This window comes from Limisphaera ngatamarikiensis (assembly GCF_011044775.1).
Lineage (GTDB): Bacteria > Verrucomicrobiota > Verrucomicrobiia > Limisphaerales > Limisphaeraceae > Limisphaera > Limisphaera ngatamarikiensis.
In genome coordinates, this window is record NZ_JAAKYA010000014.1 from 1 (window position 1) to 12,226 (window position 12,226).

The 12,226-nt window shown below is 63.7% G+C and carries 6 protein-coding genes; 4 read left to right on the forward strand and 2 right to left on the reverse strand.

Annotation, left to right across the window (positions count from 1 at the left end; all coding sequences use genetic code 11):
• The coding region (locus tag G4L39_RS02470) for an FG-GAP-like repeat-containing protein (RefSeq protein WP_165105644.1) at positions 1–5,715 on the reverse strand (5,715 nt) is incomplete at its 3' end.
• Between the two features lie 385 nt (positions 5,716–6,100).
• Here G4L39_RS02470 and G4L39_RS02475 point away from each other — a divergent pair.
• Positions 6,101–7,576: a S8 family peptidase gene (locus tag G4L39_RS02475; protein WP_165105645.1), complete on the forward strand. Its 1,476-nt coding sequence runs from the start codon at positions 6,101–6,103 to the stop codon at positions 7,574–7,576.
• Positions 7,577–8,904: 1,328 nt separating this feature from the next.
• On the opposite strand, the gene G4L39_RS02480 is transcribed toward G4L39_RS02475, so the two are convergent.
• The gene (locus G4L39_RS02480; protein WP_165105646.1) at positions 8,905–9,144 is read right to left on the reverse strand and encodes a thioredoxin family protein; all 240 of its coding nucleotides are present in this window, start codon (positions 9,142–9,144) and stop codon (positions 8,905–8,907) included.
• Positions 9,145–9,317: 173 nt separating this feature from the next.
• On the opposite strand from G4L39_RS02480, the gene G4L39_RS02485 reads away from it, so the two are divergent.
• The 3 genes from G4L39_RS02485 (at position 9,318) to G4L39_RS02495 (ending at position 12,103) form a co-directional block, all read left to right on the forward strand.
• Positions 9,318–9,680, forward strand: coding sequence for a winged helix-turn-helix transcriptional regulator (locus tag G4L39_RS02485; protein WP_165105647.1), 363 nt, complete (start codon positions 9,318–9,320; stop codon positions 9,678–9,680).
• 479 nt (positions 9,681–10,159) lie between these two features.
• On the forward strand, positions 10,160–10,930 hold the full coding sequence (locus tag G4L39_RS02490) for an adenylate kinase family protein (RefSeq protein ID WP_165105648.1): 771 nt from the start codon (positions 10,160–10,162) through the stop codon (positions 10,928–10,930).
• 453 nt (positions 10,931–11,383) lie between these two features.
• A complete protein-coding gene (locus G4L39_RS02495) occupies positions 11,384–12,103 on the forward strand; it encodes a cytidylate kinase-like family protein (protein ID WP_165105649.1) in 720 nt (239 codons plus the stop codon).
• Positions 12,104–12,226 lie beyond the last annotated feature (123 nt).

A 12,226-nucleotide genomic window follows, 5' to 3' on the forward strand; every position in this document is an offset into this window, starting at 1 on the left:
CGCACCCTCACCCCCACCCAACCCCAATCCCGTCGCCCCAGCCCACGTGTCGTTCGAACGGTTCTCCAACACATACCCGGGCACATTCGTCACGTTAAACGTCCGTACATAGGGAGCGGAAAGGGGATTCAGCCCCAGGTCGAGAAGGTTCGTGGCGACACTGAACCGGTAACGCCCCGGCTGAAGGGGACCATCGGTTACCAGGAGGGACGCATTGGTTCCGTTCACATAAGCCGGGGAGACCGCCAGGATGTACAGTGAGTCATCCGCCGTGCCAAAAAGATCATCGGGCCCGGCGTTTCGCAGTTCATAGGCGGAAGCGTTGTTCACCGTGGCCGGGGAAAGCTCCTCGGAAAAGGTGATTGTGAAGCGATCCCAAACATTGGTGGTGGTGCTGCCCTCGGGCGGCAGCGTATCGCCAAGGATCTGCGGCGACGTCGTATCCTGAGGGATCGTTTCCTCCACACTCAACAGGTATTGGGAAAGGAGGCCGTCAGTGCCCGTGTTCGCACGCACGCGCACGTAGTAACGACCAGCTGCGCCCGGGAGGACCGTGTGTGTCAGATTTGTCGTCCCCGCCGGGGCCGACGCCACCACCGTGCCGGCAGCGTTCAGGATTTCCAGTATTGGGTCCAATCCGCTGGACGACGGCCGGTTCAGGGCCACACGGATTTGACTGTTCTCGGGAAGGGTGAAGACCGGCTCTGAGCGGCCCAGCGGCGCATATGACAGTGCAAACACGTCGCCCGGGTCACCGGCGCGGAGGTAACCGGCAATCAGCGCCCACTGGTTGGTCCCCTGCCGCGTAAAGACCGGCACGTTGGCCCGGCCCACCGTGTTGTTGTCCTCAGCCTCCAACTGCCACGGCGGCGACGCCACCAGCACCCGCAACCGATACTCCCCCCAATAGTCGTAATTGTAACTCACCCGCACCCGATACACCCCACTCACCGGCAACTCCACCGGCCCCGATTGACCCGTCCCGTTGCCCTGCGCGTAAAAGTCCGTCAACACCCTCCCGTCCGGCCCCTCCAACCGATAATACAACCCACTGCTGCCCGGATTGCCCGGCACCTCCACCGCCACCATCACCCGATCCCCAGCACGCCCACCGAAGCTCCAGTAGTCCACATCACCCCTGCCCGACAGATTGCCCCGCCCATACCCGTGCCGCACCCCACTGCCCACAGGATCCTCCACCAAACCCCCCACCCCAACCGCCCTCAACACCGTCACACTGTTGCCAGAGTAGTTCGCACTGGCCAAATCCAACCAACCATCCCCATCCCAGTCCCCCACCACCACACCAATCGGATTGCCATCCACACTGTACCTCACCGGCCCCTCAAACACCCCAGCCCCACCGTTCAACAGCACCACCACCCGACTGCTCCCATAACTCCCAATCACCACGTCCAACCACCCGTCCCCGTTCAAATCCCCCAATGCCAACCAATACGGATCCGACGTCCCAGCCCCATAACTCACCACCGGCCGCAGCGTCCCATCCCCATTACCCAACAACACCCCCAGCGTGTTGTCCCCACTGTTCACCACCACCACATCCATCAACCCATCCCCATTCACATCCCCCACCGCCACACCCCGAGGACGATTCAACCCACCATACCTCACCCCACCCTCAAACCCACCATCCCCACGCCCCAACCACACACCCACATCCCCACTGCCATAATTGGCCACCACCAGGTCCAACCTCCCATCCCCATTCAAATCCCCAACCGCCAACCCCACAGGACCACTCCCCGCCGCCCAGTTCGTCACCCCACCAAATCCCCCACCCCCAACCCCCAACCTCACACTCACATCCCCACTCCCATTATTCGCCGTCGCCACATCCAACCACCCGTCCCCATTGAAATCCCCCAACACCAACCCATTCGGATTCCTCCCCACCGACCAGTTCGTCACACTCCCAAATCCCCCATCCCCACGCCCCAGCAACACACTCACATCGTGGCTGTACGCATTGGCCACCACCAAATCCATCACCCCGTCCCCGTTCACATCCCCAGCCGCCAACGCCACCGGCCCGTCCCCAGCCCCAACATTCGTCGCCACCCCAAACGTCCCATCCCCACGCCCCAACAACACACTCACATCGTCACTGCTCAAATTCGCCGTCGCCAAATCCATTACCCCATCCCCGTTCCAGTCCCCAGCCACCACATAATACGGATTCCTCCCCACCCCAAAACTCGACCCCACCACAAACGAACCCGACGCACCCTCACCCCCACCCAACCCCAATCCCGTCGCCCCAGCCCACGTGTCGTTCGAACGGTTCTCCAACACGTACCCGGGCACATTCGTCACGTTAAAGATCCGTACGTAGGGGGCGGAAAGGTGATTCCCACTGGCGTCCTTGAGCGCCGTACCTGCCGTAAATCGGTGCAGCCCGACTTGCAGGGGACCATCGGAAATGACGAAGGTAACATTGGTGCCAATGGTGTAAGCCGGAGAGGCAATCACGGTGTAGAGCCAGTCGTCTCCGGTGTCGAGGAGGCCGTCCGGGCCGGCACCTCGCAGTTCAAAACTGGCGGGATTGTTGACGGTGGTGGCCAGCATGTCCTCGGAGAAAGTCAGCGTAAACCGGTCGATGACGGCCGGAACCGAGCTGCCCTCGGCGGGCAGAGTGTCCGCCACCACCTGCGGCGGTGTCAGGTCCACCGGCGTGAGCACATCCACCCGCAGCAGATACTGCGCCAGCAGACCGGCGGAACCGCCGTCGGCACGCACCCGCGCCAGATAACGTCCGTCTGTGGGCACGACATAGCTCAGGTTGGTCTGCCCGGCCGCGCCGGCAAGCAGCGTCGTACCGGCGTTGTTCAACACCTCTAGGATCGGGATCAAGGGGCTGGTAGCCGGTAGCGTGAGGGTCAGCCGGATTTCTGTGCCCGCAGGAAGGTCCAAGAGATAGTTCTGGGCGTCTGGCGGGAGGTTCCGCAATGCATACACGTCGCCCGGGTCACCGGCGCGGAGGTAACCGGCAATCAGCGCCCACTGGTTGGTCCCCTGCCGAGTAAAGACCGGCACATTGGCCTGGGCCACCGTGTTGTTGTCCTCAGCCTCCAACTGCCACGGAGGCGACACCACCAACACCCGCAACCGATACTCCCCCCAATAGTCGTAATTGTAACTCACCCGCACCCGATACACCCCACTCACCGGCAACTCCACCGGCCCCGATTGACCCGTCCCATTATGCCACTGCCCGTAAAAACTCGTCAGCTCCCTCCCGTCCGGACCCTCCAACCGATAATACAACCCACTGTTGCCCGGATTCCCCGGCACCTCCACCGCCACCATCACCCGATCCCCAGCACGCCCACCGAAGCTCCAGTAGTCCACATCACCCCTGCCCGACAGATTGCCCCGCCCATACCCGTGCCGCACCCCACTGCCCACAGGATCCTCCACCAAACCCCCCACCCCAACCGCCCTCAACACCGTCACACTGTTGCCAGAGTAGTTCGCACTGGCCAAATCCAACCAACCATCCCCATCCCAGTCCCCCACCACCACACCAATCGGATTGCCATCCACACTGTACCTCACCGGCCCCTCAAACACCCCAGCCCCACCGTTCAACAGCACCACCACCCGACTGCTCCCATAACTCCCAATCACCACGTCCAACCACCCGTCCCCGTTCAAATCCCCCAATGCCAACCAATACGGATCCGACGTCCCAGCCCCATAACTCACCACCGGCCGCAGCGTCCCATCCCCATTACCCAACAACACCCCCAGCGTGTTGTCCCCACTGTTCACCACCACCACATCCATCAACCCATCCCCATTCACATCCCCCACCGCCACACCCCGAGGACGATTCAACCCACCATACCTCACCCCACCCTCAAACCCACCATCCCCACGCCCCAACCACACACCCACATCCCCACTGCCATAATTGGCCACCACCAGGTCCAACCTCCCATCCCCATTCAAATCCCCAACCGCCAACCCCACAGGACCACTCCCCGCCGCCCAGTTCGTCACCCCACCAAATCCCCCACCCCCAACCCCCAACCTCACACTCACATCCCCACTCCCATTATTCGCCGTCGCCACATCCAACCACCCGTCCCCATTGAAATCCCCCAACACCAACCCATTCGGATTCCTCCCCACCGACCAGTTCGTCACACTCCCAAATCCCCCATCCCCACGCCCCAGCAACACACTCACATCGTGGCTGTACGCATTGGCCACCACCAAATCCATCACCCCGTCCCCGTTCACATCCCCAGCCGCCAACGCCACCGGCCCGTCCCCAGCCCCAACATTCGTCGCCACCCCAAACGTCCCATCCCCACCCCCCAACAACACACTCACATCGTCACTGCTCAAATTCGCCGTCGCCAAATCCATCACACCATCCCCGTTCCAGTCCCCAGCCACCACATAATACGGATTCCTCCCCACCCCAAAACTCGACCCCACCACAAACGAACCCGACGCACCCTCACCCCCAACCAACCCCAACCCCGTCGCCCCAGCCCACGTGTCGTTCGAACGGTTCTCAACCTGGAACAAGCCGAGACGTTCAACGCTAAAGGTGCGAGCGAATGCGGGCGTGAGGGGATTACCTGCGCGATCGAGCACGCCCTGTCCAATGGTGAACCGGGTGAGCCCCAACTGAAGCGGGCCGTCATTCAGATTGACCTGGAGAATGTTACCCCCGGAGTACACGAGCGTCAGGGGGTACAGGATGTCGTCGGCCGTGTCGAAGACGCCGTCGGCGCCCGCTTTCCGGAGATCGAAACTGGCGGGATTGGTTGCGGTTAATGGGCGGAGTGGTTCGGAAAAGACGACGGAGAAGGCATTGATCAGGTCGGTGGTGGTACCTCCCTGGTCGGGCAGAGTAACGCTGCTGACGGTGGGAGGCACGCTGTCCACCACGCTGAGCTCGAGGTAATACCGTGCCAGGATGCCGCGGTTGGCGGATGCGGTCACCCGCGCCAGGTACTCGCCCGCTTGCGCGATGGTGAGGTTGGTCTGGGCTGCAACCTGGGCCACGGGGTTGGTGTCGCCCAGACGGTAGAGGCCCAGCACGGCATCGCCGGGTTGGAGGACAGTCCATGAACCCAATTCCAGCCGGGCGGTAAGCTGGTTACCGGGCTGCAGACTCCCGAGAGCATACCAGTCACCCTCCGGATCGTCTGCCGGCAGCGCACCGACGACAGACATTTGAAACGCTCCCGCCTGGAACACCGTCGGCAGGATGTTGGCGGTATTGGTGTCGTTGTTGGGTTCGGTTTCCAGCGCGGGCCCGCGGCTGAGGTCCACACGCAGGACATAATCGGAGACCTGATTGTCCGTGTACACCCGGATGCGGTAACCGCCCGGGGAGGAAAGCCGGACATTGAAGACTTGCGCCACCCCTGCAGAGCTGCCACTGACGGAGGCCACGCTTTGACCGGAGGGGTCAAGAACCCGAAGTTGCGGCCTCGATGCGCCGATGGCGGTTTCGATGCGGACGCTGAGGCGGTCGCCACCCTCGGCATTGAAGGTCCAATCATCGGCGTTGGCGCTGCCCACACCGTCAAAGGCGTTGGTCACGGCAGCCACGTACCATCCGGAGCCGGGTCTGGCCTCCACCAGGTTGAGCATCTCAAGACCGGCCACGGCTCGATGGACCGCCAGGAGCGTCGCCACGCAAACGCACGCACCAACAAACCTTTTCATGGCATCCAAGCACGACCGACCGAATCCGCTTACCTTAAGTTGCTTGGTCCCAACAGCATCATTCGTCAAGCGGTATTTTATCATTAGCAATCATGTTGGCGATTTGCTCTGCCTTCGTCTGTCTGCTCCGGAGGGCGTCGGCGTGGAAGGTCAACGCGTCTTGGCAGGCAAACAGGCACTGGTTAAAGGCAAGTCCATGGTAGTGCGGCCGTGCGCCCGCACACAATCGTGTACATTACGGATGGGCAGTTCCGTAACAGACCCGACACGATGAGCGATGGCTCGCAGTTCCGGGCGGGGGCGCCAGGGCTGGCCCTCGGAAGACGCTTGCCTTAAGCTCCGCCGCATGATGGCGGTGAGGCAGGGAAGCGCTAGGGAGTGCGTCATGGGGCTGGTCCGGATGACATGGAGCCGGCAGGTCGCCGCTCTGGTGTTGCTGGGATGGGCCGCTGGGTTGGCAGGGGCGGTGATGGAGGTGCAATCGGTCGTAACCTTGGAGCGCAACCCGCGGCTGTTTGTTTGGGCCGAACCGGGTCGGGAAACGGAGCTCCAAGCCCTGCACGCCGGCCTCGGGGTGCGGGTGGTGCATACCATGGTTCCATGCGGCGGATTTCAAATCGTGGAGTTGGGTCGGGGAACGGATCCGGAAACGGTTCTGGAACGGTACCGCATGAGCGGGATGGTGCACCGGGTGGAACCGGATGGGGTTATCCGGGCGGCACAGGCTTTACCGGACGATCCGTTTTTCCAGAACGGTGCCCAATGGCATCTCAACAATTATGGCCAGAACGGTGGGGTGCCGGACGCCGACGTGGACGCGCCCGAGGCATGGGATGTGATCCGGGAGGCGACCAACGTGGTCGTGGCGGTCCTCGACAGTGGGATCCGCTGGTCGCACGAGGACTTGAAGGACAATTTGTGGCGGGATCCGCGCACGGGGTCCAACGGCTTGAACCTGATCACGGGCACGAACAACCCCTGGGACGACAACGGCCACGGCACCCATGTGGCGGGTCTGATTGGTGCCGTGGGCAATAACGGTCGGGGCGTGGCGGGCGTGGCCTGGCGGGTGCAGCTCATGGGGGTGAAGGTCCTGGACAGCCAGGGCAATGGCTATTTCAGCGACGCGGTTTTGGGCGTGGAATACGCAATCACCAACGGCGCGCGGGTTTTGAACATCAGCTGGACAAGTTCCACCTACTCGTCGGCCTTTTCGAATGTCCTTTGGTGGGCGGGGCAACAGGGCGCCGTGGTGGTAACGGCTGCGGGCAATACATCGGCCAACCTCGACACCTTCCCTCTCTGGCCGGCCTCATTGGGTCTACCCCATCAATTAACGGTAGGGGCTTCAACCCGCACCGACGACCGGTACACCCAATCGGCCTACGGCCCGGCGTCGGTCCATCTTTTTGCCCCCGGCGCAACCCTGTATTCCACTTCGAGCAGCGGGGACACGGCTTACACAACCATGAGCGGCACCTCCATGGCGACCGCTGTGGTGAGCGGGGCGGTGGCATTGACGATGGCGCGCTTTCCCGGGGCCGGTCCGACGGAGATCGTGAATCGGATTCTGGCGGCGGTGGACGTGAAGCCGGCGTTCCAGGGCCGGTGCCGAACGGGCGGCCGACTCAACCTGCGCCGGGTTGTGGATCTCCCGCAACTTGCCATGATCCGCAGCCCGGAACCGGTCATGGAGTTGCATGGGCATCCCGGACATGCCTACGAGGTCTGGGGGTCGTCGGACCTGGTGAATTGGCAACGCGTCACCAATATGGTTTTGACCGGAGCAACCTGGAGCTGGCCGGGTCCGGAAGGGCTGCTGCTGCCCAGTCGATTTTACCGGGCCGTGCCCGCACCCTGACGGGTGGCCAACCGCCCGGGCAGCCTCCCCCCAACGAGCACCTGTTGAAGCGCGGGACCCGGGGCCAACCCGTCCTACTGGCGGCCGACATGCGCGCCCACGCCCGAGGGCCCGGCTGGTGCACCGGGAACTTTTAAGCGACTCAACCTTCGTGAACCAGCGCGGTTCGCGCCGCGACCACCATCCCGACCCGGCGCCAGTCATCATCGCGCCTTCCGCTCTGTACCTCGAGACCCAATAACGTCGTCCCGGGCGTTACGGAGCAGACCGGATGGGCACGCAATACAGCGGCCACGGGCCGGCATCGAAGGCTGAGAGATCGTCTCTGCGGACGCGACGACGGAACGCACGTGGCGATGGCGTTCCAAGGCCGGGCGTGGACAGTCACGGTCCGCCCTGAGTGGGCCCTCCACCGGACGGGATGGGGTCGTGCCGTGTCGAGGCTGGCAGCCTCCCACCCCAAGCGGTTCAAGGATCCGTTTCTGTTTCAAGCCTGAAAACAGTTCCTGCCGGCCAAGTTGATCCGGAGCTGGTTGGTGACTGCAGCCGCGTATGTCGAGCGCACTTCATCGAGCTATCCACCGGTCCCATGCGGAACGTTGGGAGGACAGACACCGGTCCGAAGCCGGGCTGCGCGCTTCAGCCGGCGCAGCCCGGCGGTTTCTTCCGCTCCCCCGGGGATGGGGCCCAACGACGGTGGCAGGCCGAACTGCGTGAAGCTGCACTCCCTCCAGCCTCTGCCGCATCAGGTCGAACCCCCAGCCAGGGGCATCATCAGCCGCGCGAAGGCCGTTGCACTGCCTACTGCCACTTTGTAACGACCGTCGCCATGGAGGACACCCACCCTCCCCTGCCGCCACTGCGCGGCCTCCCGGCCAAAATCCGGACGTCGGAACTATCTCGTCGAAATCGGAGATATGCTCGTTGCCGGCGGCACCGGGCGCACATGCCGTTCACTGCCGGGCGCCGGCCGCAATGGGGCAATTCTGAAAAGGCCGGGCACGGGCACTCATGCAAAGCCGCAGCGCCAGGGCATGGACATCCGTCCCCGACCAACCAGCCCGTCGTTTTTCGTCCGGGAAGACGCTACCGTGCCGCTGGACCTCCCCAGCGACGCGGCGGCTCCGGCACCGGGGTCAGGCACGGTCTTGGACAAAGCACGGCGCCACGGCGGCGATTCTGAAAAGAGGCTTGCCGGCCGCCCGCCTCGGAGCCGCCACGGACGCACGCTGGCCCCGATTCCCCCGGCAGCCAAAAGCCTCAAAGGGCGGGGCACTGCGGGGAGGTCCCTCCCCGCGTCACATCCGTGGCGGGGCCGCAAGCACCGACTATTTCTTCAGGTCGGCCAGCGCGGCGCCGAAGTTGATGTGATACACCGCCCTCTGAATCACCAGCGCGGGCACGGATTTCACCCCGGCCCGTTCGGCTTCGGCGATGCGGTCAGGGGCCCGGCCCAGATGCACGATTTCCACGTCGAACCGCGTCGGATCGAGCGCGGCCGCGATGTTTTGTTCGGCTGCCACACACACCGGGCAGCCCGCGTGATAGAATACGGCTTTTGTCTTCATGTTTCGTTTCTGGTCGCGTGTTTGGTTCCGTGCTGCGACGCGCGACCCCGGATGCCGCGCGTCGTCCTTCATTTCAGCCGGAATGCCCCGCAGCGAAAGAGGGCACAAACCGGTGATCGGTTACCGTTTTGTAACCGGGTGCGTGCCCGGCGGATTCCGGCTATACTCGAGCCATGGCGGAGAAAGGCCCGAACAAAGCCCGATTCCTCTCCCTGCCCGAACGTACCGCATATCGCCGGATCGAAGACGTCGTAGGGTGCAAATGGTCTGCGGCGGTGTTGGCGGCAATTGGCCGTGGCGTCACGCGTCCGGGCCAGCTGGAACGGTTCATTCCCGGCATTTCGACCAAGGTCCTGAACGAACGGCTGCGCAAGCTGCTGGATTACGAGTTGATCACCCGCCACGAATTCCCGGGCAAGGTCCTGCGGGTCGAATACCGCCTGACGCCGACCGGACGCAAACTCGTCGATATCCTTGAGCAACTGCGCGAACTCGACGAGGAACACGCCCAACGCCACGGATCAGGCGCGCCGTGAGCCGTCTGCCCGCGTGCGGGCGGTCTAAATCTCTCTGCCGGTGGGGCGGCCATTTCCCGCAAGCTGACGCGACGTTGAAAAGGAGCCCTGCCCGGCCTGCCGTGTTGCAGGGCGAAAAGAACCGGCCGCCGGCGCTCACCAAAGGGACGCGTTGGGCCAGGGCTCATGGTGGATCAGTCACTTGGAACATTGCTGACCTGCATCCGCGGCCCAGGGATCATGTCCGTGGGGACGAAGTGAGGGGTGTACCCCTTTCATTCCGGAGTTGGACATGGGCATTTGAGCTGCGGCGCCGGGGCCTGTTCATGGCCGGGCGCGTGAAACGTAGGATCTCAGGCTTCGCCACCCGGGCACCCGGCCGTCATCTGCCGACCCTGACCTCTGTGGGTGTGATTGACACTTGACCCGGGCCGCTGCCGCAGGTTGCATTGGCGAAGCTGTCGGGTGGGGCCGGCAGCATTAGAAAGGGGAAACAACGCATGGGACAAAAAAGGATCATCTCAGCCTGGATTCAGGGGGGAGCTTGCACGGAAACCTTGGCTGCGCCGGCATCGGCTCGGGCATGGCGACTGGTTTTGTTGGGGGCGCCCGGAGTGGGAAAAGGCACACAGGCGGAGCTGTTGTCGGAACGTCTGGGCGCGGTGCACCTTTCCACGGGCGACATCTTTCGGGCTGCGGGCAATCTGCCGGCCGACCAGCGCAGTCCGGCAATGGAAGAAGCGCTGGGTTACATGCGCCGGGGCGAGCTCGTGCCGGACGAACTGGTGATCCGGTTGGTGGAGGAACGAAGGGCCTGTTTGCGGCTGCCCTGCGGTTTTTTGCTAGACGGGTATCCGCGCACGGTACCCCAGGCTGAAGCGCTCCAAAAGCTGCTGGATCGCGAAGGGCTCGCGCTGGACGCCGTGCTGGACTACGAACTCCCGTTGGAGGTGGTGGTTCGACGGCTGAGCGGTCGCCGGGTCTGCAGCCAATGTCAGGCGGCCTTCCACATTGAGACACGCCCGCCCCAAAAGGATGGGGTGTGTGACCACTGCGGAGGTGTCCTGGTGCAGCGCCCGGATGATCGACCGGAGGCGATCCGGGTGCGGATGGAGGTTTATCAGCAAAGCACCGCACCGCTGATTGCGTATTACCGCGACCGTGGGCTGCTGGTGAGTGTGCCGGCCGAGGGAACACCGGAGCAGATCCTTCAGCGCACCCTGAACCTCCTCGAGCAGAGAAAAGGCGTGGCCTCGCTGGCCTCTGCCTGACGCGAACGCCCCCACGGCGGAGTCAGGAGCGGCCAGGGCGTAAAACGTCGCCGGCACGACGAGATCGGAAGGGCGAACCCGCCCATGGTCAGGCTCGAGCCGGCCGCCTCCGGGCTGCCGTCCACATGATGGAGCTTCCAACCGGTCAAGGGACCTCGCAAGCCGGCCCAGGTCACCGGGCGGATCTACGGTCCGAATTCCGAATGGCGTGAAGGCAGCCTGGTTTGCTTGAGCCGGGTTTGCCGGAGCCCCTTTGCCATGCGAGGCGTTTTGGGCGCTGCCCGGGGAAAGCCCGCCCGGGTCAGCCAGGTTTTTGATCGGGGACCGAACCCGGCAGTCGAGGACCGGTCGGGTGTCCCCTGCGCAAGAGCTGGCGACCGCGATGATCCTGGGCTAGATTGAGGTGGCAGGTGCAGTGGCTCAACCAACCAAACCCGCCGTTGAACCCGGCTTATGAGCAAGCAACTCACCCTCGAACAGTGCATGGCCTTTCTGAACTGGCAATGGGACGGCATCCGACGGGCCGCGGCCTCGCGGGTGGCGCTAAGCAGAACCGCCGTCACGATTTCGCGGGAGACAGGAGCCGGCGCGCATGCCGTTGCGACCCGCCTGGCCGAATGTTTGCAGGCGCTGTCGCCCAGGGGAAGTCGGCCATGGACGGTTTTCGACCGGAACCTCATCGAGCAGGTGCTGGAAGATCATCATTTGCCGGCACGCCTGGCGGAGCATCTGCCGGAGGACACCTCCTCGCAGCTGGACGATATTCTGGATGATCTGCTCGGATTGTGTCCGGATTCGTGGACCCTGGTGCAGGATACGGCAGAGACGATCCTGCGGCTGGCGATGCTGGGGCATGTGATTCTGATCGGACGCGCGGCGGCGGTGGTCACGGCACGGCTGCCGCATGTGTTGCACGTGCGCTTGGTGGCGCCGTTTGAGGTGCGGGTGGCACGGGTCCAGGCGGACCGCAAGCTGAGTCGGCAGGAAGCGGAACAGGTGGTGCGTCGCGAGGACCGGGGGCGGGCGCGGTACTGGAAACGGTATTATGGCGCGGACGTGAATGATCCACTGCTTTATCATTTGGTGTTGAACACGGGCAGGCTGAGTTGTGATGAGGCCGTAGCGGTCATCCTGCAGGCGATGCGGGGTGGATCTGGATCGGGCCGCGCTTGACCCGGGTTTCGGGCTGGGCCATTGGTGCTGGGTGTGAGCCGGAGAGGCCGGCGACATGGGGGTTCACGCGTGCGTCCGGGTCGGAAATCCGGACGGCGCCGGGCTGGTTGGCTGATGTGGGCC